This window comes from Streptomyces sp. NPDC042100 (assembly GCF_055582325.1).
In genome coordinates, this window is sequence record NZ_JBVJDK010000009.1 from 242163 (window position 1) to 268816 (window position 26654).

The 26654-nt window shown below is 68.5% G+C and carries 21 protein-coding genes, 1 tRNA gene and 1 pseudogene; 14 read left to right on the forward strand and 9 right to left on the reverse strand.

The window, feature by feature from the left end; all coding sequences use genetic code 11:
- Nucleotides 1-70: 70 nt before the first annotated feature.
- Both ACZ6J5_RS21980 and ACZ6J5_RS21985 read right to left on the reverse strand, forming a co-directional pair.
- Nucleotides 71-712 (reverse strand): LuxR C-terminal-related transcriptional regulator, encoded by a 642-nt coding sequence (locus ACZ6J5_RS21980; RefSeq protein WP_469393952.1) that lies wholly within the window; start codon nucleotides 710-712, stop codon nucleotides 71-73.
- Entirely contained in the window at nucleotides 700-2022 is a 1323-nt protein-coding gene (locus tag ACZ6J5_RS21985) for a sensor histidine kinase (protein WP_469393954.1), read from the reverse strand. The genes ACZ6J5_RS21980 and ACZ6J5_RS21985 overlap by 13 nt, the downstream gene beginning before the upstream one ends.
- A gap of 152 nt (nucleotides 2023-2174) precedes the next feature.
- Here ACZ6J5_RS21985 and ACZ6J5_RS21990 point away from each other — a divergent pair, with 152 nt between their 5' ends.
- From ACZ6J5_RS21990 to ACZ6J5_RS22005, 4 genes are all read left to right on the forward strand, one after another.
- A complete protein-coding gene (locus ACZ6J5_RS21990) occupies nucleotides 2175-2363 on the forward strand; it encodes a hypothetical protein (RefSeq protein WP_469393956.1) in 189 nt (62 codons plus the stop codon).
- A gap of 240 nt (nucleotides 2364-2603) precedes the next feature.
- Nucleotides 2604-3806: a DNA polymerase III subunit delta' gene (locus tag ACZ6J5_RS21995; protein ID WP_469393958.1), complete on the forward strand. Its 1203-nt coding sequence runs from the start codon at nucleotides 2604-2606 to the stop codon at nucleotides 3804-3806.
- A 66-nt stretch (nucleotides 3807-3872) separates the two neighbouring features.
- Entirely contained in the window at nucleotides 3873-5399 is a 1527-nt protein-coding gene (locus ACZ6J5_RS22000; protein ID WP_469393960.1) for an alpha/beta hydrolase, read from the forward strand.
- Between the two features lie 84 nt (nucleotides 5400-5483).
- Nucleotides 5484-5557 (forward strand) — tRNA-Thr (locus tag ACZ6J5_RS22005).
- 122 nt (nucleotides 5558-5679) lie between these two features.
- On the opposite strand, the pseudogene ACZ6J5_RS22010 reads toward ACZ6J5_RS22005, so the two are convergent.
- A pseudogene (locus ACZ6J5_RS22010) lies at nucleotides 5680-6765 on the reverse strand (tyrosine-type recombinase/integrase); the annotation flags it as partial.
- Between the two features lie 82 nt (nucleotides 6766-6847).
- Between ACZ6J5_RS22010 and ACZ6J5_RS22015 the strand changes: the two are divergent.
- The 6 genes from ACZ6J5_RS22015 to ACZ6J5_RS22040 all read left to right on the forward strand — a co-directional run bounded on the left by ACZ6J5_RS22015 (nucleotide 6848) and on the right by ACZ6J5_RS22040 (nucleotide 15884).
- Entirely contained in the window at nucleotides 6848-7123 is a 276-nt protein-coding gene (locus tag ACZ6J5_RS22015) for a hypothetical protein (protein ID WP_469393962.1), read from the forward strand.
- Nucleotides 7124-7504: 381 nt separating this feature from the next.
- Nucleotides 7505-8728, forward strand: a complete 1224-nt coding sequence (locus ACZ6J5_RS22020; protein WP_469393964.1) for a helix-turn-helix domain-containing protein — start codon at nucleotides 7505-7507, stop codon at nucleotides 8726-8728.
- A 10-nt stretch (nucleotides 8729-8738) separates the two neighbouring features.
- On the forward strand, nucleotides 8739-9251 hold the full coding sequence (locus tag ACZ6J5_RS22025) for an NUDIX domain-containing protein (RefSeq protein WP_469393965.1): 513 nt from the start codon (nucleotides 8739-8741) through the stop codon (nucleotides 9249-9251).
- A gap of 280 nt (nucleotides 9252-9531) precedes the next feature.
- Nucleotides 9532-11511, forward strand: coding sequence for a type I restriction-modification system subunit M (locus ACZ6J5_RS22030; RefSeq protein ID WP_469393967.1), 1980 nt, complete (start codon nucleotides 9532-9534; stop codon nucleotides 11509-11511).
- Nucleotides 11508-12779, forward strand: a complete 1272-nt coding sequence (locus ACZ6J5_RS22035; RefSeq protein WP_469393969.1) for a restriction endonuclease subunit S — start codon at nucleotides 11508-11510, stop codon at nucleotides 12777-12779. Before ACZ6J5_RS22030 ends, ACZ6J5_RS22035 begins: the two co-directional genes overlap by 4 nt.
- Before the next feature lie 6 nt (nucleotides 12780-12785).
- Entirely contained in the window at nucleotides 12786-15884 is a 3099-nt protein-coding gene (locus ACZ6J5_RS22040; protein ID WP_469393971.1) for a type I restriction endonuclease subunit R, read from the forward strand.
- A 206-nt stretch (nucleotides 15885-16090) separates the two neighbouring features.
- Here ACZ6J5_RS22040 and ACZ6J5_RS22045 read toward each other — a convergent pair whose 3' ends face one another.
- The 6 genes from ACZ6J5_RS22045 to ACZ6J5_RS22070 all read right to left on the reverse strand — a co-directional run bounded on the left by ACZ6J5_RS22045 (nucleotide 16091) and on the right by ACZ6J5_RS22070 (nucleotide 21634).
- Nucleotides 16091-18253: an AIPR family protein gene (locus tag ACZ6J5_RS22045; RefSeq protein ID WP_469393973.1), complete on the reverse strand. Its 2163-nt coding sequence runs from the start codon at nucleotides 18251-18253 to the stop codon at nucleotides 16091-16093.
- 395 nt (nucleotides 18254-18648) lie between these two features.
- A complete protein-coding gene (locus ACZ6J5_RS22050) occupies nucleotides 18649-19425 on the reverse strand; it encodes a tetratricopeptide repeat protein (RefSeq protein WP_469393975.1) in 777 nt (258 codons plus the stop codon).
- Complete coding sequence (locus ACZ6J5_RS22055) at nucleotides 19422-19961, reverse strand: hypothetical protein (protein WP_469393977.1); 540 nt, start codon at nucleotides 19959-19961, stop codon at nucleotides 19422-19424. The genes ACZ6J5_RS22050 and ACZ6J5_RS22055 overlap by 4 nt, the downstream gene beginning before the upstream one ends.
- Before the next feature lie 17 nt (nucleotides 19962-19978).
- On the reverse strand, nucleotides 19979-20632 hold the full coding sequence (locus tag ACZ6J5_RS22060; protein ID WP_469393979.1) for a hypothetical protein: 654 nt from the start codon (nucleotides 20630-20632) through the stop codon (nucleotides 19979-19981).
- Nucleotides 20633-20758: 126 nt separating this feature from the next.
- Nucleotides 20759-21208 carry a DUF7144 family membrane protein gene (locus tag ACZ6J5_RS22065; protein ID WP_469393981.1) on the reverse strand — a complete coding sequence of 150 codons (450 nt, stop codon included), beginning with the start codon at nucleotides 21206-21208 and terminating at the stop codon, nucleotides 20759-20761.
- A gap of 21 nt (nucleotides 21209-21229) precedes the next feature.
- Nucleotides 21230-21634 carry an SHOCT domain-containing protein gene (locus ACZ6J5_RS22070; RefSeq protein WP_469393983.1) on the reverse strand — a complete coding sequence of 135 codons (405 nt, stop codon included), beginning with the start codon at nucleotides 21632-21634 and terminating at the stop codon, nucleotides 21230-21232.
- 127 nt (nucleotides 21635-21761) lie between these two features.
- Here ACZ6J5_RS22070 and ACZ6J5_RS22075 point away from each other — a divergent pair, with 127 nt between their 5' ends.
- From ACZ6J5_RS22075 to ACZ6J5_RS22090, 4 genes are all read left to right on the forward strand, one after another.
- Nucleotides 21762-22421 (forward strand): pyridoxamine 5'-phosphate oxidase family protein, encoded by a 660-nt coding sequence (locus ACZ6J5_RS22075; RefSeq protein WP_469393985.1) that lies wholly within the window; start codon nucleotides 21762-21764, stop codon nucleotides 22419-22421.
- A 342-nt stretch (nucleotides 22422-22763) separates the two neighbouring features.
- Nucleotides 22764-23801 carry a helix-turn-helix transcriptional regulator gene (locus ACZ6J5_RS22080; protein ID WP_469393987.1) on the forward strand — a complete coding sequence of 346 codons (1038 nt, stop codon included), beginning with the start codon at nucleotides 22764-22766 and terminating at the stop codon, nucleotides 23799-23801.
- Nucleotides 23802-23968: 167 nt separating this feature from the next.
- Complete coding sequence (locus tag ACZ6J5_RS22085; RefSeq protein ID WP_469393989.1) at nucleotides 23969-24340, forward strand: hypothetical protein; 372 nt, start codon at nucleotides 23969-23971, stop codon at nucleotides 24338-24340.
- A gap of 491 nt (nucleotides 24341-24831) precedes the next feature.
- A complete protein-coding gene (locus ACZ6J5_RS22090; RefSeq protein ID WP_469393990.1) occupies nucleotides 24832-26649 on the forward strand; it encodes an amino acid adenylation domain-containing protein in 1818 nt (605 codons plus the stop codon).
- Nucleotides 26650-26654: the final 5 nt, after the last annotated feature.

Below are 26654 nucleotides of genomic sequence, written 5' to 3' on the forward strand. Positions count from 1 at the left end.
TCGGCCCGGGAGCCCGCCCGTGGCGTCCGCCCCGGGAGTCCGCCCCGGGCGTCCGCCCCAGCCGCCCGGCTCAGGCGTTGAGGTAGGCCAGGACCGCGAGGACCCGGCGGTGGCCGCTGTCGCTCGGGGGCAGGTCCAGCTTCGCGAAGACGTTGCCGACGTGCTTGTGGACGGCCCGCTCGGTGACCGTCATCGAGCGGGCGATCGTCGCGTTGTCGAGGCCCTGCGCCATCAGCTCCAGGCACTCGCGCTCGCGCGGGGTCAGCGAGTCCAGCGGGTCGTCGCGGCGGCGGGCCATCAGCTCGGTGACCACCTCGGGGTCGAGCGCGGTGCCGCCCGAGGCGACCCGGTCCAGGGCGTCCAGGAACTCGTCCACCCGGCCGACCCGGTCCTTCAGCAGGTAGCCGACGCCCCGGGCGCCGCCGCCGAGGAGCTCGGCGGCGTAGGTCTCCTCCACGTACTGGGAGAGCACGAGGACCGGCAGGCCGGGGAGTTCGGCGCGGGCGGCGAGCGCGGCGCGCAGGCCCTCGTCGCGGAAGCCGGGCGGCAGCCGGACGTCCAGGACGGCCACGTCGGGCCGGTGCTCCAGGAGCAGCGGGAGGATCTCGGGGCCGGTCGCCGCCACCCCCGCCACCTCGTGCCCCGCCGAGGTCAGCAGCAGGACGAGCCCCTCCCTCAGGAGGGCGTTGTCCTCGGCGATCACCACACGCACGGCAGCTCCACTTCGATCACGGTCGGGCCCCCGACGGGGCTGGTCAGGCGTACGGTCCCGTCGAGCGCGGCGACCCGGCGGCGCAGCCCGAGCAGCCCCGAACCGGCTCCCTCCGCCGCCTCGGCCCCGCCCCGCCCCTCGTCCCGCACGGCGGCACGCAGACCGGTGGGGGTGCGGGCGAGCAGGACGGAGGCGCGGGTGGCGCCGCTGTGCTTGGCGGCGTTGGTGAGGGCCTCGGCGACGGCGAAGTAGGCGGCGGCCTCGACGGCGGCGGGGGCGCGGGTGACGGGAGCGTCGGGGGTATCCGGGGCACCTGGGGCACCTGGGGCACCTGGGGTGCCCGAGGCGCTCGGGGCACCCGGGGCGTCCGGCCCCGGTCCCGCGTCCGGTCCCGGCCCCGGGGTCGCGCCCGGCCCCGGTCCCGCCCCCGGGGTCGCGGGCTCCAGCGCGTCGGTGGTCACCGTCACCTCCAGGCCGCTGCTCGCCGCGAGGGCCCGGACGGCTCCGGTCAGGCCCCGGTCGGTCAGGATCGGCGGGTGGATGCCCCGTACGACGTGCCGCAGTTCGGCGAGTGCCTGCTCGGCCTGGTCCTGGGCGTCGTCGAGCAGCCGGAGCGCCGCCTCCGGGTCGGCGGCGTACGCCCGGCGCGCGAGCCCGATCCGCATGGACAGCGCCACGAGCCGGGCCTGCGCGCCGTCGTGCAGGTCGCGTTCGATGCGGCGGAGTTCGGCGCCGTGCGCGGCGACCGCGCCCGCGCGGGTCGCGGTCAGCTGCTCGACGCGGGCGGCCAGCACGGCGTCCCGGGCGGCGGCGGGGCCCGGTGTCAGCAGGGTCCGCGACCAGTCGGCCGACAGGTCGGCGAGCCGGCCGATCAGCGGCAGCAGCACCGGGCGGCGGCCCAGCAGGCCGGTCCACATCCCGTCGACGAGCAGGGCCGGCGCCCACAGCACCATCACCGCGTACAGCAGGACCATGCCGTACAGCAGCTTCGCCGCCATCCAGAGGAGGTCGGCGAGGGTGGAGGGGTCGGCGACGGCGGTGCGTACGCGCTCGGGCAGCGGGCCTTCGAGCGGCAGATACGCCTCCGGGACCGGCGCCCCGGAACGGGCGGCGGCGAGACGGCGCTCCCAGCCGGCGAGCCGGCGCAGCAGCAGGACGCTCTCCGGCAGCACGCCGGCGCCGATGACGGTGAGGGAGAGGACGGCGGTGAAGAGGACGACGCCGATCATGAGGTAGCAGAGCAGCGAGACGACGGCTCCGAGCAGCAGGTGGAGCGTCGCCGTCGCCGCACTCCTGATCGACTCGCGCATGGGTTCAGGCTAGGCGACGGGCCGGGGCGGGACGGTGGAGCGGACTACACCATCGGTCCGGGGGAGCGCACGGCTGTGCGGGCGCCACGGAACGGCGAGGATCTGTGTCAGCGGCACCCGCCGCGTACCCCTGCTCTCCTCTGGAGGTCGTCATGAGGCCCGTGCTGTGGCTGCTGCTCGTCGCCGGTATCGCCGTGAACGTCTTCGTCACCAGCTTCTCCGGCTACAGCGGTGTCGACCACCTGATCGGCAGTGCGAGCTCGGGCGTCGTCGCGATCGGCGCGGGCGTCGGCCTGTGGCTGACCCGGCCCGCGCGGTCCGCCCGGTCCGAGGGCGTCTGACGACGGACCGCGCTTGACGACGGACCGCGCCTGACGGCGGACCGGGCTTGACGACGGACCGCGCCTGACGGCAGAGCCTGATGGCAGACCGGGCCTGATGGCAGACCGGGCCTGACGGCAGACCGGGCCTGACGGCAGACCGGGCCTGACGGCGGACAGGGCCTGACGGCAGACCGGGCTGTCGGTGCCGTGCCCCACAATGGGACGGGTACGCGAGGAGGGCCGAGGAGGGCTGCGGGCATGGCCGTATGGGACGACCTGATCGGACAGGCGCGAGTGGAGGAGCAGCTTTCCGCCGCCGCGCGGGACGCCGACGCGCTCGTGACCGCCCAGGCCGCAGGCGAGCCCGCTCCCGAGGCGTCGAAGATGACGCACGCCTGGCTGTTCACGGGCCCCCCGGGAGCCGGGCGGGACACGGCGGCGCGGGCGTTCGCGGCGGCGCTGCAGTGTGTGAGCCCGGACCGGGCGTTGGGCGGGGCGCCGGGCTGCGGCTTCTGCGACGGCTGCCACACGGCCCTGATCGGCACCCACGCCGACGTCGAGGTGGTCCGCACGGACGTGCTCTCGATCGGCGTGAAGGAGACCCGTGAGCTGGTGCGGCGCGCCCAGCTCTCGCCGGCCGGACGGCGCTGGCAGGTGATCGTCCTGGAGGACGCCGACCGCCTGACCGAGGGCGCGGCGAACGTGCTGCTGAAGGCGGTGGAGGAGCCCGCGCCGCGGACGGTCTGGCTGCTGTGCGCGCCCTCGCTGGAGGACGTGCTGCCGACGATCCGCTCCCGCTGCCGGCACCTGTCGTTGACGACGCCGTCGGTGGCGGCGGTCGCCGATCTGCTGGTGCGGCGCGACGGGATCGAGCCGCAGGTGGCCCAGGCGGCGGCGCGGGCGACGCAGGGGCACATCGAGCGGGCCCGGCGGCTGGCGACGGACGAGCGGGCGCGGGCGCGCCGGGCGGTGGTGCTGAAGCTGCCGCAGCGGGTCGGCGACGTGGGCGGCGGCCTGCGGGCGGCCCAAGAGCTGGTGGACGCGGCGGCGGAGGACGCGAAGCAGGTCGCGGAGGAGATCGACGTCAAGGAGGCCGAGGACCTGAAGGCGGCGCTCGGCGCGGTGAAGGGCGGCCGGATGCCGCGGGGCACGGCGGGCGCGATGAAGGAGCTGGAGGACCGGCAGAAGCGGCGGCGGACGAGGACGCAGCGCGACAGCCTGGACCTGGCGCTCACCGACCTGACCGGCTTCTACCGCGATGTGCTGGCGGTGCAGCTGCGCGCGGCGAGCCCGCTGGCGAACGAGGACGTGCGGGACGCGCTGGAGACGATCGCCCGCGACACGACGCCGGAGCGCACGCTGCGCCGGATCGAGGCGGTGCTCGCCTGCCGCGAGGCCCTCGACCGGAACGTGGCGCCCCTGCTGGCGGTGGAGGCGATGACGATGGCGCTGCGGGACTGAGCCGAGCGGCGGCGGTACGGCCCCCGGATTGGACACGGAGCGTACCCGTCCGGATACGCTCCGGGAATGGACTCCAGGCGCCTGCTCCGCATCTCGGCCACGGCCCTCACGGCCGCCGGTCTGATCCTGTCCGGCTGCACGAGCGGCAGCGACGCCGCCGCGCCGCACTCCGCTGGCGGCACGAAGGCGGCCCTGGAGAAGTACTACGGGCAGCGGGTGACCTGGCGGGCCTGCGGGGCGCCGGGCTTCCAGTGCGGCACGGTGCTGGTCCCGCTCGACTACGCGCGGCCCGCGGCGGGCGACGTGAAGCTGGCGGTGTCGCGGGTGAAGGCGACGGGGCCGGGCAAGCGGCTGGGCTCGCTGCTGGTCAACCCGGGCGGCCCGGGCGGTTCGGCGGTCGGCTACCTCCAGGGGTACGCGGGCATCGGCTACCCGGCGCAGGTGCGGGCGCGGTACGACATCGTGGGCGTGGATCCGAGGGGCGTGGCCCGCAGCGAGCCGGTCGAGTGCCTGACGGGCCCGCGGATGGACGCGTACACGCAGGTGGACCAGACGCCGGACGACGCGGGCGAGCAGCGGGCGCTGGAGGCGGCGTTCAGGGAATTCGCGGCGGCGTGCGAGAAGCGCTCGGGGCGGGTGCTGCCGCATGTGTCGACGGTGGCGGCGGCCCGGGACATGGACGTGGTGCGGGAGGTGCTGGGCGACCGGCGGCTGAACTACGTGGGGGCGTCGTACGGCACGTTCCTGGGCGCCACGTACGCGGAGCTGTTCCCGGACAAGGCGGGGCGGCTGGTGCTGGACGGGGCGATGGACCCGTCGCTGTCGGCCGAGGAGCTGAACCGGGACCAGACGGGCGGCTTCGAGACGGCGTTCAAGGCGTTCGCGGCGGACTGCGTGCGCAAGCCGGACTGCCCGCTCGGTACGGGGTCGGTGCCGGCGGCCACGGAGGCGCTGCGGGGCTTCTTCCGCGAGGTGGACGCGAAGCCGGTGCCGACGGGGGAGAGCCGGAAGCTGGGCGAGTCGCTGGCGACGACGGGGGTGATCGCCGCGATGTACGACGAGGCGGCGTGGCCCCAGTTGCGGGAGGCGCTGACGCGGGCGATGGGCGGCGAGGGCTCGGCGCTGCTGACGCTGGCCGACAGCTACTACGAGCGGGAGGCGGACGGCTCGTACGCGAACCTGATGTCCGCGAACGCGGCCGTGAACTGCCTGGACCTGCCGCCCGCCTTCACCGGCCCGGAGGCGGCGGAGCGGGCGGTGCCGTCGTTCGAGAAGGAGTCCCCGGTCTTCGGCCGCGGCCTGGCCTGGGCGGCCCTGAACTGCACCTACTGGCCGACCCCCGCCACGGGCCGCCCCCACCGGATCACGGCGGACGGCGCGCCCCCGATCGTCGTCGTCGGCACCACCCGCGACCCGGCCACCCCGTACAAGTGGGCCCGCTCCCTGGCCTCCCAGCTCTCCTCGGGCACCCTCCTCACCTACGAGGGCGACGGCCACACCGCGTACGGCCGGGGCAGCGACTGCATCGACACGGCGATCAACACGTACCTCCTGGAGGGCACCGCCCCGAACAACGGAAAGCGCTGCTCATAGCCCTGCCGGGCCCCTGGTCGGAGCACCCCGCGAAACTGTGTAGACTTGGCGACGCTGCTGCACCCACCATGGGAAGCACGGCTTGCCGCCTTAGCTCAGTTGGCCAGAGCAACGCACTCGTAATGCGTAGGTCTCGGGTTCGAATCCCGAAGGCGGCTCAGAGAAACCCCAGGTCACATTGCCCGTGACCTGGGGTTTTCTGTTGCTCAGGGCATGGCGCGTCACACGGCCGAGGTGCAGTGACTTTGCTTGCGTGAGCGATGCGTGAGCGGAGCGGCCGTCAGCCCTTCTTCGCGGCCTTCTTGCCCTTGGCCTTCTTCTTCCGCTTGGTCTTCGCCTTCTGGGCCTTCTTCGCCTCCTCGGCGGCCTGGCGGACCTGCGCTTCTTGCTCGGCCTTGCGCTGAAGCGGGACAAGCTTCGCGGTGGCCTCGGCGGCGCTCTTGCCGACGTGGGGGAGCACGCTCTGGTAGATGTCGCGCGTGATCCGGGTGTCGCTGTGGCCGAGCGTGTCCGACACGATCTTGATGTCGATGTCGGCCGCCAGCATGAGCGTGGCAGCGCCGTGCCGGAGATCGTGCAGCCGGATCGGCGGGAGGCCGGAGGCGGCGACGAGGCGCTCGAAGAGGTCGGTCACCTTGCTCGGGTGAAGCCAGGAGCCGTCCTCTTGGGTGAAGACGAGCCCGGTGTTCACCCAGGCCGAGCCCCACTCGGCACGGTCGGCCTCCTGCTGCTCGCGGTGCCGTTTCAGGACGTGGACGGTGTCGTCGTCCAGGGCCACGACGCGGAAGCCGCTGTCCGTCTTCGGCTCGGACGGCTCGACCTCCCAGCCGTCCTGGACGAGCTGGCCGGTGACCGTGAGGGAGTGCCGGTCGAGGTTGGTCTCCGACCAGGGCTGCCCGCACGCCTCTCCACGCCGCAGCCCGCGGAACGCGATCAGGTGCCACATCGCGTACAGCCGGTCGCCGGCGACGAAGTCGAGGAAGGCGCCGGTCTGTTCCGGCGTCCAAACCATCACGGGGGAGGGCTTCTCGCCGGTCTGTTCCCACTTGGCGACCCGCTCGTCCGTCCACACCAGCGCCTTCGGCTTGCGCACCGGGTCGATCTCGACGTGGGCTGCCGGGTTGAACGTGATGATCTGCTGCCCGATCGCGTCGTTCAGGGACGCCCGGAGCGTGGCCTTCACATGCTGGCGGGTGGCCGGGCCGGTGACTCGGCGGAAGGCCGGCATCGCGTCGAGCGCCGCCTTCAGCGCCTTCCGGCGAGCACGGTTCTCGGCCCCCTTCCACGGGATGGTCGCCAACTCCTCCACGGCTGCCCGCCGCTGGGCGTTCTGCTCCAGGACCTCGGCGTTGCCGTCGGCGATGGCGAAACCCCCTTCTGTGCCAGTTAGTTGACAGATGTAAGGCTTATCGGCCAAGTGGCCGAGACTGTCGTCCGATGAGGGCCCAGTGCAGCTGCTCCAGGCGGAAAACGCACTTCCTGCACGCGTGGATCTCGACCTCGACGTCGCCCACGGCGATGGACCCGATGACGGTCACCTCGACGTCGAGCCGTTCGCAGCGGAAGCAGCTTCCAGCGGCCCGCTCGAACCGCTGCCACAGCTGCTGAGGCTTCACGCGGCCGGCTGGCCGCGGGCCGGCCGGAGGCCGCCGATCGGCGCGGTCCACTCCTTTCCGCCGCCCTCCGGCCGCAGCCAGGCACTCGTGGGCGGCTTCTCGGAGTAGTTAGGCCACGGCTGCACCTCACCTCGACGGCCGGTGCCCGTGTCGATCACCAGCGCGCGGACCGTGAGCCAGTCCGGCAGCGAACTCCAGCCAGCCGCGGCTTCGACGGTCACGGGGCGCTGCGATACGGCCTGGAGCGCTCCTGCGGGGTCTTGCGGTGCGGGCTTCACGGCTGTGCCATCTCCGATCTCTCTGCCTGAAGAAGACGGGTGGAACGGACGGGCGTCATTAGCCAAAGCCATTTGATGCAAGACGAGTTGTTCGCATCTCCCAGCGGTGTTCTCGGTCTGCTGCGACAGTAGCCAGGGCTTCCGGCGGCACCCCGGAAAAACCTTCCGGGGTTCACTTCGGCCACGAGGTGATGATCAGGACATGCGAGGTATGACAGAGAACCTGACCATCGGCGAGCGCGTCGCCTGGTATCGGCGTCGGCGCGGCCTGTCCCAAGAGGTGTTGGCCGGCCTTGTCGGCCGTACCACGGACTGGCTGAGCAAAGCGGAGAACAACCGGATCGAGCTCGATCGCCTCTCGGTGATCACCTCACTCGCCGACGCCCTCGATGTCTCCCTTGGAGACCTGCTTGCCGAGCCGGCCCTCATGGAGTGGTCGGCCGACAGCGGTCACCGCACGGTTCCAGCGCTGCGGGAAACGCTCATGGACTACAAGCAGCTTGCCCCTTTACTCGGAGCCGCCAGCGGCGAGGAACCGCCTGCCCTGCCGGACCTTCGAGGCAACGTGGGCGACGTGCTCGATGCCTACCAGGCATCTCGGTACGGCTTCGCCACCCGACGTCTCCCCCTTGTTCTGGCCGATGCCCTCACCGCGTCCCGCGCCTACTCGGGGCACGAGGCGGAGGAGTCCCATGCCCTGCTCGCTCTCGCCTACCACGGCGCCGCCATGGTGCTGGGCAAGGTCGGAGAGTCCGAGCTGGCATGGATCGCCGCGGATCGCGGTCTGGCAGCTGCGCAGCTCAGCGGCCGCAGTGAAGTTACGGGATCGCTCTTCCGCGCGGTCACGCACTGCCTCCTGGCCACCGGCCGCTTCACAGCCGCGGTCCAGCTGGTGAACGACGCGGCAGCCGTCATGCAGCCGGAGCTGGGCAACGCCAACGACGAGTACCTCTCGGTGTACGGCACGCTGTTCCTCACCGGCGCGATGGCCGCCGCACGGGCAGAAGACCGGGCGACCACGCAGACCTTCCTCCGCGAGGCGAACGAGACCGCCCAACGACTCGGCGCCGACGCCAACCACATGTGGACGGCCTTCGGCCCGACCAACGTGGCCATCCACTGCGTGGCCACCGCCGGCGAACTCGGCGACATCCAGATTGCTGCGGACCTGGGCTCACGAATCGACACGACTGCCCTGCCCGTGGAGCGACGCGTACGGCACAGTCTCGAAGTCGCCAGGGCGCTGAGCTCCTGGAACCGCACCGACGAAGCCCTGGCCGTCCTGCTGGAAGCGGAACACGCCGCCCCCGAGCAGGTGCGCCACCACTACCTGAGCCGGGAGCTGGTCATCGGCTGGATTCGCGGTACCAGGGGCCGGCCTGCCCATCCCGTCGCAGACCTGGCCCGCAGACTAGGCATTGTCGCGGGCGGCTAGAGTCCGAACCGTGAGCGAGAACGAGCACGAAGCGAAGATGGCCCGCCCCCGCATGGCAGCCGGCGCTCTCTTCTTCGACGAAGAAGATCGAGTCCTCCTCGTCGAGCCGTCCTACAAGGACTACCGCGACATCCCCGGTGGCTACGTCGAGGAGGGGGAGTCGCCCCGACAGGCGTGTGTGCGCGAGGTCCAGGAGGAACTCGGCATCACGCCGCACATCGGCCGCCTCTTGGTCGTCGACTGGGCACCGAACCCCGGCGAGGGAGACAAGGTCCTCTACCTCTTCGACGGCGGCTGTCTGACCGCCGACGACCGCCGACAGATCGCCCTGCAAGCGGACGAGCTCCGCGGCTACGACTTCCACGACGCCGACCAGGTGCCGGACCTCACAATCCCCCGCCTCGCGCGCCGCATCGCTGCTGGCATCAAAGCCCGAGGGTGGGGTCTGACTGCCTACCTGGAGCACGGCGAGACGCCAGCGACGGGGTCAGGCCAGTCAGATCCGCGAGCGATCAAAGTGTGATTCGTGGCGCCGCGCTACAGGGGCTGGCTGCCTCGTTTGCGGCACCGTCGTAAAGTGCCTCGGCCAGGCATGTACGCCCTCGATGTGACTTCCTTCACGTCGAGGGAGTGCTAGGTGCGTACCCAACTCGAATGCACCTTTCGGCCAAACCGGACCGTATCGCCCAAGTGGTCTCGATCCTGTCGATGGCACCATCTACATTTTTGACCGTGAGCTGGCACCTCACTGATCAGCCCTCAGTGGGCGCCCCCTGTGCATTCGCGCCCGGAAGGAAACGCAAGTGGTCGACCTGAAGAAGGACGTCTGGGCAATTGCAGACACCCTGCGCGGCGTCTATGCCCGCAATGAGGCCGGTGACGTCATCCTGCCCATGACGATCCTGCGCCGCTTGGAGTGCGTGATGGCGCCCCAGCGCGCCCGGGTCGCTGAGCTCATTGCCACTCAGTCGAACGAGACTGTGCGCGTTAAGATGATCAAGTCTGTCACCGGTGGCGTGAAGTTCTACAACACGACCGAACACACCCTGGCCTCGGTATATGACTCCGGCAAGGACATGGTCGATGACCTGTTGGAATACGTGTACGGGTTCAGTAAAGACATCGACGTTTTCACGAACTTCGACTTGCCTCGGCACATCGACCGGATGAAGAAGGGTGGCATCCTCCCCACGATCGTCCGCCAGTTCCGCGACCTCGATCTGTCCCCCGATGCCGTGCCGAACTCCAAGATGGGCGAGCTGTTCGAGCATCTCATCTACATGGACTTCGAGTCCTCCAACGCCGAGTCCGGCGATCATTACACTCCACGCGACGCTATCAACCTGCTGGTCGACCTGCTCTTTGCCGAGGATGACGACGGCCTGTCCGGCGAAGCGATCCGCAGTATCTATGACCCCACCGTCGGTACCGGGGGCATGCTCAGCGTGGCAGAGGAACACCTGCACCGCATGAATCCTGACGCCGAGCTCGTCTTGTACGGGCAGGAGCTGCGTCCCGAGTCCTACGCCCTGTGCCGTTCCGACTTGCTGGCCAAGGGGCAGAACCCCCAGAACATCGTGCTGGGCAACACCCTGGTCAAGGACAAGTTCCCGGACGATACGTTCAACTACATTCTGTCCAACCCGCCGTACGGCGTGGACTGGAAGAACGATGCCGAGGTTGTAGAACAGGAGCACAAGAGGGGCTTCGGTGGTCGCTTCGGCGCTGGCCTTCCCCCCACTTCGGACGGGGCCCTGCTTTTCGTGCAACATGCCATCGCCAAGATGAACCCGGCCGACAGCGAGGACGGCGGTGCTCGAGCCGGCATCGTCCTTAACGGCTCGCCGCTGTTCTCCGGTGCCGCTGGGTCCGGCTCCAGCGAGATCCGCGGGTGGCTGCTAGAAAACGATCTGATCGAAGCCATCGTGGCGCTGCCGAACGACATGTTCTACAACACTGGCATCGCTACCTATCTGTGGATCTTCGACAATGCCAAGCGCCCCGAGCGTAAGGGTAAGGTACAGCTTGTCGATGCGACTGCGCTGGGCGTCAAGATGCGTAAGTCCGTGGGCTCTAAGCGAGTTGAAGTTGGGGATGTCGCTCGCGAGAGGGTGCTGCAACAGTATGCGGACATGGAGTCCTCGGACACATCCAAGATCTTCGACAATCTAGACTTCGCCTTCTGGCAGATCACGGTCGAGCGGCCCCTTCGTCTGAACTTCGAGACCACACCCGAACGTGTAGCCCTGGTTTCTGAGCACAAGACCCTCGGCAAGATCGACGGCCTCATCGATTCCCTGAAGTCTTTCAACGGGGGCCAGTACCTCAACCGCGAGGACTTCCTCAATGACCTGGGCAAGCACTTCGGTTCCTGCGGAATTGGCCTGACCTCCGCGCAGCGCAAGGCGCTGTGGCAGACCCTCGGCGAGCGCGACGAGAATGCCGAGATCTGCCGTGTCCAGTCCGGCAAGAACAAGGGTGAGCCGGAGCCTGACATCTCCCTTCGTGACTCTGAGATCGTTCCCTTCGGCTGGGGTGGGCACGCCAAGGGCCATGACGCTAAGGACGCCGCCACCAAGGCGTACTTCACGAAGGAGGTCAAGCCGCACTTCGATGACGCTTGGGTTGACTACTCCAAGACCAAGGTGGGCTACGAGATCCCCTTCCCCCGCCACTTCTACAAGTACGTTCCCCCGCGAAGCCTTTCTGAGATCGACGCTGACCTCGAGGATTCCCTGCAGGAGATCCTCGGCCTGCTTCGCAAGGTGGAGGAGAGCAAGTGAGCACCCCCCTTCCTTGGGGAGACACCAATCCGCCATGGGCAATCGGCCAGGTTAAGCATCTGGGTAGCGTCACTCTGGGCAAGATGCTGCAGACAAAAGACACTGGCCAGGATGTCCTTGCTGCGTACATGAGGGCGGCCAACGTCCAGCCTGATGGTGTCCTCGCGTTGGATGACGTCAAGGAAATGTGGTTCTCCCCCCGAGAGCTGCGCGACCTCACCCTCCGCCAGGGCGACGTGGTCGTGGTCGAGGGCGGACAGGGTGGCTTCGGACGTGCCGCGTACATCCGTGGAGACCTCGATGGGTGGGGGTTCCAGAACTCGATTAACCGCATCCGGTCGAACGGGGATAACGATGGACGATTTCTCGCCTACTATCTGATCGCCCTCCGTGCTACTGGATTCATTCGGAGATACTGCAACGTCGTCTCCATGCCGCATCTGACGGCCGAGAAGCTGGCCGCTATTCCCATACCGCTTCCCTCCGGTCCAGAGCAACGCTTCATTGCTGATCATCTGGATCGCGAGACAGGGGAGATTGACAGGCTCATTGCTGCGCAGGACCGGTTCGTTGGACTGCTGCAGGAACGACGCCAAGCTGTCGTGGAGCATGAGCTTGCAGGGGTCGTGCCAGCGGTGCCTGGTACACGGCTGAAGCACCTGGTGCAGTCCATTCGGCAGGGCTGGAGCCCGCAGTGCCTTCCGTGGCCTGGTGATGGTATCCAGACCTGGGCAGTTCTGAAGGCAGGGGCAGCCAACCGTGGGGTATTCCGCCCGGAGGAAAACAAGGAACTGCCAGAAGATCTGGTGCCGCGACCATCGACCGTTGTGCGGCGTGGCGATCTCGTGGTCTCGCGAGCTAACACTCGCGACCTAGTCGGTAGCGCAGCAGTGGTATCTGGGGATTATCCGCGGCTGATGCTAAGCGACAAGCTTTACGCCCTTGCCCTTGACGGGTCCAAGGCTTTGCCGCGTTATGTCGCCTATCTGATGGCTAGCCGGCGAATCAGGGACTTGATCGAGATGAATGCTACTGGCGCGAGCTCATCGATGCTGAACATCACACGGGATGAAATTGTCAATCTCCCAATGGATGTTCCCGAGATCGCTGAACAGTGTCGCGTCCTCAAACGTCTGGACGCTGAAATTGCAGACATCGACACTTTGATCGCAAAGACGCAGCGGCACATCGAACTCGCCAGGGAGCGTCGTAGGGCGCTCATCACGGCGGCCGTGACCGGCCAGATGGACATCCCGATGGAGGTTTGAGCGTTGGTGGACCTGACGTACGAGTCGGAGTTCGAGAAGCGCATCTGTGAGTACTTGGCTGCCAGCGGGTGGCTGTATTCGCCCAACGGCGAGGGGTACGACGCCGAACGTGCCCTGTTTCCGGATGATGTCGTCGGGTGGTTTCAGGACCAGGACCCACAGGCGTGGCAGCGTGGCATCGGTTCTGGCCCGCGGGCCCAAGAGGCAGAACAGGCGTTGCTGGACCTGATCGTGCAGTTGCGCTCGACGCCGCTCGACAACAGAGGTGGCGGCCCGGGCGGGACCCTCCAGCTGCTGCGATCGGACGTCCCAGTTGGGCTGCGCGACGAACTGAAGATGGTGCAGTGGCGGCCCTCCGACCCTACGAACGCCACCCGCGTGGCCGCTTACGACAAGGTGCGCCTGCGGATCATGCGGCAAGTGCATTACTCCCGGCAGAGGCCACACGACAGCATCGACCTGGTCGCGTTCGTCAACGGCATCCCTGTGGCCACGTTCGAGTTGAAGACCAACTTCAAGCAGTCCATTGACGCTGCGGTCAAGCAGTACGCCCAGGATCGCCATCCCAAGGGAGAGCCACTGCTGGCCTTCGGTACCGGAGCGCTCGTGCACTTCGTGGTCACCGAGTCTGAGGTTCGGATGACGACCCACCTCGAGGGTGAGAACACCCACTTCCTCCCATTCAACATGGGCAGCGACGGGGGAGCGGGCAACACAGTCAACGAGGACGGGCCGGCCACCGCGTACTTGTGGGAGCAGGTCATGGCCCGTGACACCTGGCTGGAGATCCTCGGGTCCATGCTGTTCGTGGACGTCAAGGCCGTCACGAACGCGATCACACGTGAGCGCAAGACGTCAACCAGTGTGATCTTCCCGCGCTTCCACCAGTGGAAGGCCGTCTCGCGGATGATCGACCAGATCGAAGCTGAAGGCGTTGGTGGCCGTTTCTTGATCCAACACTCGGCAGGATCGGGCAAGACGAACACCATCGGATGGACAGCGCACCACCTGTCGAACCTGCACGATCAAACCGGCCGCAAGACGTTCGACACGGTCCTAGTGATCACAGATCGCACGGTGCTGGATGACCAGATGCAGCGGGCGATCTTGCAGATCGAAGGCAAGCCTGACTACGTCTACAACGTCGACAAGAAGGCCCGCACCGGCGAAGGCTCCAAGTCCCGTGCGCTGCTCAAGGCCCTACAGGACCGCCGCCGCATCGTCGTGGTGACCATCCAGACCTTTCCAGCTGTACTCAAGCTCCTCTCCGAGGAGGATTCGCTGACCGGCCACCGTTTCGCGGTCATCGCGGACGAGGCGCACTCTTCTCAGGCCGGCGCAACGGCCAAGAAGGTTCGTCAGGTGTTGCGTTCCGGTGGGCAGGAATTGGACGAGGGTGTGGAGGTGGACGCCGAGGACACGATCAACGCACTGGCCGACATGCCGACTCCAAACGTGTCGTTCTTTGCGTTCACCGCTACCCCGAAGGCCAAGACCATCGAGCTGTTCGGGCGCCGCGTAACGCCTGAGGCGAAGCCGTCCGCGTTCGACGTCTACTCGATGAAGCAGGCCATCCAGGAGGGCTTCATCCTGGATGTTCTGCCGCGTTACCAGAGCTATGGGACCGTCTACCAGATCGCCGAGGCGATCAAGAAGAACGGCGTCAACGTCTCCGTCGACGAGGAGGACAACCTCGTCGACGAGACCGCCGCAGCCAAGGCCCTCAAGCGTTTCGTGCGGCTGCACCCGACGAACATCGCTCAGAAGGTCGAGATCATCGTCGAGCACTTCCGGGCCAACGTGGCGGGCCTGCTGGGCGGCCATGCCAAGGCTATGATCGTCACTTCCGAGCGCAAGCACGCGCTGCGGTACAAGTTGGCGATCGACAAACACATCAAGTCCAAGGGCTATGACCTGGGTACCTTGGTCGCGTTCTCCGGCACCCTCGATGACCCGGAGTACGGCATCCACGATGAGGTCTCCGAGGCCAAGATGAACCCGGGTGCCGGCCCGGACCTGGCCGAGGCGTTCGCCGAGCCGAACTACCGCGTGATGATAGCCGCGGACAAATTCCAGACGGGGTTTGACCAGCCACTGCTGTGCGCGATGTATGTCGACAAGCGTCTCGATGGCATCCAGGCAGTGCAGACGCTCTCACGCCTAAACCGCACCTTCCGGTCTGGCGGCATGGTCAAGGACCGGGTGTTCATCCTGGACTTTACGAACGAGCCCACGGACATCCAGGCGGCGTTCGCGCAGTTCTACGAAGAGGCCGAAATTGAGACCGAGACCGACCCCAATCAGCTGCATGTGTTGGCGTTGGGGCTGCGAACCTTCGGCATCTTCGATGCCCAGGACGTGACTCAGTTCGTCCAGGGCGCCGAACGCGGTGATCGCAACGAGATCACCGCAGCAATGAGCCGGCCGCAGAACCGGTTCGCCCAGGCATGGGCTCAGGCCCAAGCCGACGACGATACGCAGGCCGTGGAACGGCTCGAGCAGTTTCGCAAGAACACCTCCTCGTTCGTGCGCCTATACGACTTCCTGTCCCAGGTGTACGACTACTCCGGCTCACCGCTAGAAGACCTCTGCGCCTTCTGTCGGGAGCTTGCCCAGTGGATCAAGGCCGAGCGAGCCCATGACGAGGTTGATATCTCCAGCGCCCGACTGGTTGCGATCGAGCAGAAGGACAAGGGGACCACGAACGCTTCGGTCACCAAGAAGGGCTACAACCTCTCAGGCCCCAGCGCGCTGGGTACGGCCAGGGTCAAGGACCCCAAGATGGTCCCGCTGCTGGAAGTCATCGACACCCTTAACAACCTGTTTGACGACCTGTCGGAGTCGGCGGTCGCTGGCCTGATGGCCCTCGTGATCAACGCTGCGAAGTCCGACGAGGTTCTGAGGTCGCGAGCATTGGAAAACAGCCTGGAGAACTTCCTGAAGTCCGAGAAGGTTCGCGATCGCGTCCTGGACATGCTGCTCGCTGCTCCCGGGGAGCTGGGCAAGGTCGTGGCTGAGGTAGTCGGCGATGGTAAGGGCCTGGACAGCATCATCGCTGGCGCATTCCACGGTGTGCGACTGGATGTCGAGGCTGAGTCCAGCTGATGGCCAGGGAAGTGCCGGGTGTCTCAAATCGGCGGTGCTGGCAAGCTGGACCACCCCCGGTGGTGGGAGGCAATCCCTGCTGCTGAGCAGGTGGGAGTTGCTGGCCGGCGCGGCCGGACACGTGAGTGGTGAGTAGGCGGACAGGGCTCCACGACGGCTGGCTCGGCAAGCTGGCCAGCCGTCGTGGAGCCCACGGGTGGAGGGAATCACTCCAAATTCCGGTCCTCCATCCCGTCCCCGGCAGCAATCCGCCGCCAGAGTCGCTCAGCGATCTCTACGAGTGTTCCCTCGCCCGGTACCCGCCACTGCTTGGGTCCCTGGACAGCGCTCCACTGCTCCTTCCAATCGGCTTCGTTCCAAATATGGGAGACCAGCCCAGTCGGCGAGTAGCGTCGGCCGTCGGCCTCCCAGAGGATCGGAGTTTTCCGGTCGTTCACCCAGCTGGCTCGACGTCGCCGAGGGTCTGCGTCGAGCCAGCTGCCGATGGCTAGCTCCTCCGCGGCGCTAGGTGCATATTCGAGGGGGGTGCTGTCCTTAATTGCTTCGTAGTCGACGAGCAATCGAACCGTCTGGGGTCGTCGCTGTCGGCTCTGTACGGCACCCTCCAGGAGGGCCTTCCGTTTCATGGGGGATTCTGGTCCGGTTCCGCCCTCAAGCATGCTGAGGACAGCGGCAACGAGCTGTGCACAGCGTTCCTGGCTGGCGAAGGTGCTGGTCACGTAACTCTTGCTCGTAAAGAGGGTGTCGACCATGCTGATCAGGCACACCAGTACGGCAAGGACCTGTTCTGGCACCCCGGCAAGGACGTCATTCCATTCGCCATCTGACTCGTCGAGGCTGCCCCTGCCGATGCGTTGGAAGACCATGTGGGCAACAAGAAGTGCGCCGTTGTCTGCCACTGCGGCGGGGCGGCCAGCGAGCTTGGTCCGCAGCTCTGTCAATTGGTCACGCACGATCCGGAATACTTGGACGGCGCGCCAGATCTGCTGGGCACCCGGCTGCTGCCCGAACAACCGGGTATAAGCCCCGCCTGGCCCCTCGATCCAGAGTGCGTTTGTGGAACCCTTGACTCGCACGGCAAGTGATGAGTCCCGGTGCATGCAGGCGAGAGCCATGGCGGCCTCTGTGACTGAGCAGCCCGACTCAGGAGCAGGATCCAACTCGCCCCGTCGAAATACGTATTCCTTGTCCAGTGAGAGGCGGAAATCTTTCTGGATTTCACTTTGGACCGCATCGATTGCGATGAAGTCCCGTCGTTCCATGTGGTTTTGCGTATTGGTGGCTTTGGTGATGGAACGCCCGAAGCCTTCAGGTGCACCCTCGAGGGAGATGATCCGCACCAGGATGTAGGCTTCCGCGACCGCCTCGGGGTTGATCTCATTCGCGCGGAACGCTGAGGTGACTGTCTGTGCTCCGTTGACCACGCTGGCGTTGGTCAGGGTTAGAGTGGTCGGCTGGCCTACTGCTCGCTTGGAATGGTATTCCTGCTCGATCCGGTCGCACTGCACTGTGATGCCGTTGTGTCGATAGAGGAATCCTTCAGGGTCCTCCAACATGGAGTCCACCATTGTTTGGTTGACGCCAGTAAGCCCCAAAGAGCGGCGGACATTTCGATCGTATAGGCGCTCGCCGTGTCCTTTTTCATGTCCGGCGCTATCGCCTTTTCCGCCGTACCAACTCGCCAGCTGATCAGCGCTGACCTCGCCGATTACCGCCTTGAACGGGGTTTCGCGGGTGTACCATTCCCGATCCATGGTCGCCCTGAGCGTGATCGGCTGCGGCTCGAGGTCCTCTCGGATCGCCCGATGGAAGTCTCTCTGATCCACAACCTGGTACTCGACAGTGCGCCCGAGCCCGCCAAATTCTTGAGCAGCCTCGTCAAGGATATTGCGAGTTTCTGCGGAGAGTCGACCATCGCCCATGAGTGCCACAACCAGGTTGACCTTGCAGGTTGGGAGCCTTAGGACACCGTGTACGCGATCCGCCAGGAGCTGCAATCGCTCGTTGAAATGATCGAGATCCCGATTGTCGAATTTCTTCAGGCCGTGTACTAGTTTAAGGGCGGCTTCTGTGTCGAACCCGGCTGTCCCTTTGTCCTTCCATTTGGCCTGGATTAGCCAGAGTTCGGAGCCTGAGGCGGAGAATGCGACGCAATCAATTCCGAAGTCGTCTCGGCCGTCGATTACTCCAGCCGCCGCCTCATCTGAGTTGCAGTCCGCGAGAATACGGGCCGCCTTGGCCGATACCGCCCGTGACAATAGTGCTGTCTCGTGCTCTTTGGGGTCCTTCTTTTTGAAATCGTCCATGGAGATCCGGTGTTGAAATTCTCGAAGCAAGGCACTCCTGATGTGCTGCACTTCCAGAGGCATGCCGCCCTGCCCGCCTTTGTTCACCAACGCTCCCAACAGCCGCCCTGTGCAAGGCTGTTCAGCCTAGCTTTGATAGGTGCGCTACGTCACACTTTGCGAGATGTGGTCTGGGTGCCCGCGGTGTCGCATGCCGGAAGCTCCTTGCGGCGATCTGCGTGAGCGGTGCGTGAGCGGACGGGGTGGAACAGGGTGGATTGAGCGGCACGTGGGTTTCAGGGCGTAGGGCTCTGACCTGGGGAAACGGGATTCTGTGACACGGCCCGGCACCAGGCGGGATGATCTTGTGGGGCCTCGTAATGCGTAGGTCTCGGGTTCGAATCCCGAAGGCGGCTCAGACTGAACCCCAGGTCAGATTCACTCTGACCTGGGGTTTTCTGGTTTCCGGGGCCCCGGGCTCAGTTGAAGAGTTCGGCTATGTCCGACTGGAGGCGGCGGTACGCGTCCGGGTGGGTGGTGGTCCAGGGGGTGGCGGCTTCCGTGGTTTCGTGGGCGAGGCGGGCGGCGCGGTTCGGGTGGCCGGCCCAGAGGTACATCCTGGCCAGGCTCATCGCGGCGCTCGTCGTGGCCGGGTGGGCCGGGCCCGGGGAGCGGTGGGCGGCGCGGAGGGTGCGCTGCTGGAGTTCCAGGGCCTCGCCGTAGCGGCCGTTGTTCCAGAGGCGGTTGGCGCGCAGGGTGCGGACGTGCAGTTCCGCGAAGGGGTCGGGGCGGGCCAGGACGGCCGCCGCCAGGAGGAGCAGGGCGGCCAGCAGGGTGAGGTACGGGCCCGGGCCTGTCGTGAGGTCCGGGAGGCGGCCGGCGCGGTCGCGGACGGTGCCGGTCTCGGCGAGGTTCAGGGCGGCCCAGGCCGCGCCCAGTGCGGCGGCTCCGGCCAGGGTCACGCGGTGGACCGTGCGCCCTCGGCCGAGCGGCAGCAGGCCGGCCGGCCAGAGGGCGAGGGCGCCCGCGGCGAGGACGGCCAGGGCGTCGCCGCCCCGCAGGCCCGCCCGGGAGCCGAGGGAGGGGGTGCCGGTGGCCGGGTCCGCCGCGTATCCGTAGGGCATGGCGGTGCTGTCGGGGCCCGCCAGCCAGGGCAGTACGGCGCTCAGCAGCATCAGCACGGCCCCGGCGGCGGCCAGTACGGCCGGCAGGCGGCGGGCGGTGACCAGGGCCGCGAGGCGGGCGGGCGGCTTCATCCGCCCAGCCTGACGACGTCGGCGGTGAACGTGCTGACGGCGACGTAGACCACCACGGGCACCAGCAGGACCGCCGCGGGGGACAGCAGCCAGGTGCCGAGGGGGCGCAGTCTCGTGGTCCGGAGTCTGCGGGAGGTCCACAGGAGACTGCCGGGGATGAGCAGCAGCAGGGTGATCAGGGAGAGCGCGAAGCGGGCCGGGCCGTCGCCGGGGACGGGGAAGAGGAAGGCCAGCGGCGAGTCGTACGTCAGGCTGTCGACGCCCGAGGCCAGCCCCCGGAGGACCAGGCCGAGGATCGCGATCGGGGTGAGCAGCAGCGCCGGGATCAGGAACGCGCCGTCGCCGATCCTGCCGCCGGGCCCGCCGGCCGGGGGTGGTGCCGTGCCCCGCCATGCCCCGGCCGCCTCCGCGTCCCGCCGGTCTCGGTAGGCGAGTTCGCGGCCCGCTCCCGCGTCGCCGCCCCATTGGTAGGCGTCCCGGAGTTCCTGGTCGCCGGCGTACGTGTACATGCCCTTGATCTGGTAGTCGTCCGACATGGCGCTCCCCCTTCGTGTCAGTTCGCCAGGACCGGTGCGTCCGGGGCCAGGGTCCGCCGGTCGATGCTCCGGCGGCGCAGGACGGTGAAGAGCCAGAGCACCGCGCCGCCGCCCGCCACGGCCAAGAGGGCCGGCTGGGCGTCCTGCTCCGCCGGGGTCCGCTTCGCGACGGCCAGCCGGACGCCGGGGCCGCGCAGCGAGGTGTCCAGGGTGTACGTGCCGGGCTTCAGGCGGACCGTCGTGGTGGGCCAGCCCTGCCAGTGGCCGCCCTCGTCCGCGTACCAGTAGCGGTGGTCGACCGCCTCGCTCAGCGTCGGGGCGCGCAGGGCCTCCTTGGCGACGGGGCGCCCGCCGGCGGCGGAGACCGAGACCAGGGTGGTCGCGGCCTTGCGGCGGCCGGTGCCGTGCGTGGCGGCCTCCAGCACGGGCGGGCGGCGCAGGTCCGTGCGGCTCTCGATCCAGACCAGGTAGTCGGCGTCCTCGGCCACCCGCACCGGTCCCGGCCGGCCCGGGGCCGTGCGCTGGGCCGACGAGGCGGCGGCGTCCGTGTCCCGCTGGCCGCCGTGCGCGGCGAGCGCCACGCCCAGGAAGCCGACGACCCATAACGCGAGGGCCGCGTCCAGCCAGCGCCGTGACCATCCGGTGGGTACGAAGAGCTCGTCACGCGCCATGCGGGGCACCCCTGTTCGCCGCCGAGGGCCTGTCCGGGGCTTCAGTGTGCTCCCGGGGGTGCGGCCGTGTCCCGAGGTTGACCGAACCGCTGTGTCCGGAGACGGGACGGCCCGTGGTGGCGCGTGTCAGCCGTGTTCGTGGCCCCAGTCCTTGCACAGGGACCAGATGACGAAGACCGACACCGCGATCAGGATGAGCGCCCACCAGGGGGTGTACGGCAGCCACATGAAGTTGGTGATGATCGTGAGGGCGGCGATGCCGACGCCCGCGGCGCGGGCCCAGCTCGCGCCCTTCAGGAGGCCGAGGCCCACCAGGACGGCCAGGATGCCGATGATCAGGTGGATCCAGCCCCACGCGGTCAGGTCGAACTTGAAGACGTAGTCGCCGACCCGGGTGTAGACGTCGTCCTTCGCGATGGCCGCGATGCCCTGGAAGATGTCCAGGACGCCGATCACGCTCAGCACCACGCCGCCGAAGACGGTGCCTCCCGAGGCCCATTTCTCCGCCGTGGTCCTCGTCGTCCCCGTCGCTGTCGTCCCCGCCCCCGTCGTCCCCGTCCGAGGTTGTTCGGTCATGGCTCTCCGCTCCTTCCGCGGTCAGCCGGCCAGCACCTTCTCCTTGGCGCGCGCGTACTCCTCCGGGCTGATCGCGCCCCGGTCCTTCAGGTCGGCCAGCTTCGCCAGCTGGTCGGCGTGGCCGCCGCCCGGTGCCGGCGCGTTGGCCGTCGCCGCCGCCCGGATGTACTCCTGGAACTCCCGCTCCTGGCCGCGCGCCCGCTGTACCTCGCGCATCCCCATGTCCTTGCCCCGGGCGATCAGGTACACGAGGCAGCCCAGGAAGGGGAGGAGGACGACGAAGGCGGTCCAGCCGGCCTTGCCCCAGCCGCCCATCCCGTCGTCGCGGAAGATGTCCGCGATGATCCGGAACAGCAGCATGAACCACAGGATCCACAGGAAGACCCACATGATCGTCCAGAAGGTGTTCAGCAGCGGGTAGTCCATGGCCGTCCTCCTCGCCTGACCCCCGTGACCGGTGGCTTCGCGAAGTCCGCTCTTTTCATTCTGGTCCTCGCGGGGTTGGATCGCACTCGCTGGAAGATCGTCACGGAGCGGGTGGAGGGGGAGCGGCATGGAGGTCACCGAGCGGACGCGGCTGCGGCGGATGCGGGAGAAGGGGAGCCATCGGCGGGAGGATCTCGACGCCGTGCTCGCCGCCGGGTTCCTCTGTCACCTCGGTGTGGTCGTCGACGGGGCCCCGATGGTCGTGCCCACGGTGTACGGGGTCGAGGGCGATCAGCTCTACGTGCACGGGTCCGTCGCCAGCCGGAGTCTCGTCCAGGCGCCCGACGGGGTCGTGTGCGTCACCGTCACCCACGTCGACGGGCTCGTCCTCGCCCGGTCCGTCTTCGAGCACGGGGTCAACTACCGGTGCGCGATGGTCTACGGCGTTCCCCGGATCGTCACCGACCCCGACGAGAAGCTGCGCGGGCTGCGCGCCCTCACCGAGCGGGCCACCCCGGGACAGTGGGAGTACGCCCGGCGGCCCAGCCGCAAGGAGCTCGCCGCGACCTCCCTGGTGGCCCTCGACCTGACCGAGGCCTCCGTCAAGATCGCCGCCGGGCCGCCCGACGACGGCGACTCCCCCGACGCCGCGCTCGGGCTCTGGGCCGGGGAACTGCCCCTCGTCACCCGCTTCGGGCCCCTCGTCGCCGACCCCCTCCTCGCCGGCGGGATCCAGCCGCCCGCCCATGTCGCCGAGCGGGTCGGGCGCCTCCTCGGAGAGGCGTAGGCGAGGCGTAGGGCGAGGCGTGGGGAGAGGGGCGGCGAGGGGCTGCGACGAGGGAGGGAAGGAGGGCGGGATAGGGGGATGCGGGGGATAGGGGGGCGGGGTATCCGGGGGGTCTGACCTGCTCAGGTGACGTTCATTTACTTTTCATCATTCGCGGGCGGTTCCCGTGCTCCCGGTTTCTAAACCTGGTTTTTACGCAGTATCCAGTAGTGCTCCCGTCCTGTAATGTCACTGACCCGAAAGGGTGCCCTGACTCCTCGCCGGAAATGACCACTCCGGGGCCGACTGATTCGGGGCGATCGCCTGGTTCGAAAGATCGACCCGATGACTGAAGGTGAGAAAATGGGGGGCTTCGCCGACCCGTGCGGAGGGACGCGCCAGGGCGCCGGTTCCTCGTCGCTGGCGTCGCTGATAGGGCAGGACGAGACCTGCGTCGACGTCTACCGGCTCGTGATCACCCAGCCGGGGTGGGGGATCACCGAGATCGCCGAGGAACTCGGGGCCGCCGAGTCGACCGTCCGCGGATGTCTGGACAAACTCGCCGAATTGTCCATGCTCTATCCCGCCAAGGACGCCACCGACGTCGCCCCGATAAGTCCGGAAGTGGGACTCGCCGCCTACATCCACCGTCGCGAGACCGAAATACACTCGCAACAACTGGAGTTGGCCGCCATGCGGGCCGCCACCGCCGAGCTCACCGCGATCTACGCCTCGCAGCGCGCCCGGCACGGGAACGCCGGTCTGGAGCAGCTGGAGGGCGTCAACGAGGTGCGCGCCCGGCTGTCCGAGCTCGCCCGGCACGCCACCACCGAGATCCTCGCCTTCATGCCCGGCGGCGCCCAGAGCCCCGAGGCGCTGGAGGCGAGCCGCCCGCTCGACGAGCGGTCCCTGGCCGCCGGGGTGGCGCTGCGCACCATCTACCTCGACAGCGTCCGCAACGACCGCGCCACCACCGAGTACGCCCGCTGGCTCTCCGAGCTGGGCGGCGAGATCCGGACCACGCCCTCGCTCCCGCTGCGGATGCTCATCGCCGACCGGAACGTCGCGCTCCTTCCGGTCAGCCCCGAGGACACCCGGGCCGGCGCCGTCATCCTGCGCGCCCCCGGCGTCGTCACCGCCCTGCTCGCCCTCTTCGAGATGGTCTGGGAGAGCGCCGCCCCGCTGCACGGCCGTCAGCAGCCCGCCGCCGACGAGCCCACCCAGCAGGAGATCGAGCTCCTCCGCCTGCTGCAGAAGGGCCACACCGACGAGGTCGCCGCCCGCAAGCTCGGCCTCTCGCTGCGCACCACCCGCCGGATGATGTCCACGATCTCCCAACGCCTGGGCGCCCGCAGCCGGTTCGAGACGGGTGTGCTCGCCGAGCGGGCCGGCTGGCTCTGACGCTCCGCCCCCGCCGCCCGTATACCTTCGCGCGCTTCCCGTTCGCCGTATACGGTCCGAACCCCGGAAAGGGCTCACCGGATATCGGTGGGCCCTTTGCTGCCATGGCATCAAGCTGCCCCGGAGTTGGGGCCGGAGCCCGGTAAGCGGCTGGGATTCTCTCTGCCATGTACGCCATCCATCTCGACCTCCCGCCCGGTGAATTCGGGCAGGCGCGGATCGATCTCGACGATCTCGCCCGGGTGGTCCCCCAGGTCTCCAGATGTCACGTGGAGCACGTCTACCGGACGGTGCTCTACGTCTCCGCCGGCTCCGCCCCCGAGGCCGGCACCGGGGTCCTCGCCGCCGTCCAGCACCTGCTCCTGCGCCCCCATCCGAGCGGTCGGGTACGGGCGGAGCTGCGGGTTCCCCGCGAGGGGCGGGACATCGGGCTCTGCCATGGCGTCGTCTCCGTCGTCGAGGACGCCGGTGGCGCCGGGGACGTGGGGGGCGTAGGGGGTGTGGGGGGCGCCGGGGCCTACCCGTTCGGCCGTACCTGACCTGATTCCGCCGGTCCCCGCGGTCCTCGCGGACCCCCGGAGCGTCCCCGACGTGTCCCCGAGGCGTCCCTGCCCCGGCCCGCCCCGGCCCGCCCCGGCCCTTCCCGGCCCGCCCCGGCCGCCCGCGCGGCTTCTGGCCACTTGCAGCCACTGCACCTTGGTGCCACCGCGGATCCCTTGTAGGGCCCTCGCCGCCCTGACACATTCGAGAAGGCCGGGGCGTTCCCGCCGAATTCTTCACCCGCGTTCTTGCTTCATCCGCGTTCCTCAGTCTTCTTTCTCAGTCTTCTTCGTCGGTCGTATTCATCGGTCGCATTCTCCGGTCCTATTCGCCGGCCGCACCCAACGGTCGCACTCGACGGTCGCATCCTTCAGTCGCATTCTTCGGCCGTATCAGTCGGTCGCGTTCCTCGCCCGCATTCCTTCCTCTCCGCTGTCCTCGTCCTCCCTGTCCTCGTCCTCGTACATTTCTGGGAAAGGTATTCCGTCCAATGAAATCCGGTGTCACCCTCCACGAGAATTTCGAGCGGACCGCCTCGCGCTTCCCGGATTCCGTCGCCGTCACCGACGGCCGCACCCGGCTCACCTACCGGGAGCTGGACGAGCGGGCCGAGCGGCTGGCCGGGGCGCTGCGGGCCGCGGGTGCGGGGCGGGACCGGCGGGTCGGGCTCTGCGTCGAGCGGGGCGCGGACCTCGTCGTCGGCCTGCTGGGCATCCTGAAGGCCGGCGCCGGTTACGTGCCGGTCGACCCCGCCTACCCGGCCGAGCGCCGCGAGTTCGTCCTCGGCCACTGCGACTCCGGCCTGGTCGTCGCCCACGCCGCCACCGCCTCCCTCGTCGAGGGCCGTCAGGTGGTCCGGGTGGACGCGCTGCCGGAGGCCGCCGAGGGCGCCGAGGTCCCGGCCGGGCACCAGGCGGCGGACGCGGAGAGCCTCGCGTACGTCATCTTCACCTCGGGTTCCACGGGCGAGCCCAAGGGCGTCGAGATCGAGCACCGCAACGCGGTCCGCCTCTTCACCGCCACCGCCCCGGTCTTCGCCTTCGACGAGACCGACGTGTGGACCAACTTCCACTCCACCGCCTTCGACTTCTCCGTCTGGGAGATCTGGGGCGCGCTGTTCTTCGGCGGGCGCCTGGTGATCGTCGACCGCGACACCGCCCGCGACCCGCAGGCCTTCCTCGCGCTGCTGCGCCGCGAGCGCGTCACCGTGCTCAACCAGACCCCGTCCGCGTTCCGGAACCTGATCAACGTCGACGAGGGGCAGCCGCTCGACCTGCGGTACGTCATCTTCGGCGGCGAGAAGCTGGACTACCGCTCGCTGAAGCCCTGGGTGGCGCGCCACGGCGTCGAGACGCCCGCGCTCGTCAACATGTACGGCATCACCGAGACCACGGTGCACGTCACCTGGAAGATCATCGCCGAGGCCGACCTGAACGGCGAGGGCGACAGCCTCATCGGCAAGCCCATCGGCGACCTGCGGCTCGCCGTCCTCGACGAGGACGGCGCCGAGCTCCCGATCGGCACCGAGGGCGGGCTGCACGTGGCCGGCGCCGGTGTCGCCCGCGGCTACCTGGGCCACCCCGAGCTGACCGCCGCCCGCTTCGTCGAGCGGACCCTGGCCGACGGCTCCACCGAGCGCTGGTACGACTCCGGCGACCGCGGCGTCCAGGTCGCCTTCGGCCAGTTCGCGTACGCCGGCCGGGCCGACCGCCAGGTCAAGGTCCGCGGCTACCGCGTCGAGCCGGGCGAGATCGAGGCCGTGCTCCAGCAGCACCCCGCCGTCCGCGACGCGGTCGTCCTCGTCGCCGACTTCGGCTCCGGCGACCCGCGCCTGGTGGCCTACCCGGTCGTCGAGGCCGGCACCGACGCGGAGGCCCTCGTGGCGGAGCTGAAGGAGGCCGTGTCGGCCGCGCTCCCCGCGTACATGGCGCCCTCCACGTACCTCGCGATCGACGAGCTCCCGGTCACCGTCAACGGCAAGCTCGACGAGGGCGTGCTGCGCAAGCGCCTGGAGACGCAGCTCGCCGAGGCGGCGGCCGGCGCCCGGGAGCGGAGCGCGGCCGGCGACTCCGTGGCCGACGTGCTGCGCGGCGTCTGGGCCGAGGTGCTCGGCGCGGACGCGGCCTCCCTCGCGGACACCGACGAGTTCTTCGACCTCGGCGGCACCTCGTTCTCCCTGATCCACATGCTCAGCGTCGTCAACGACCGCTACGGGCTCAGCCTCAACGTCGGGACGCTCGCCGAGGGCGCGAACATCGCCGCCCTCGCCGCCGCCGTCCAGAACCAGCTCGCCCTCACCTCCCGCTAGGAGAC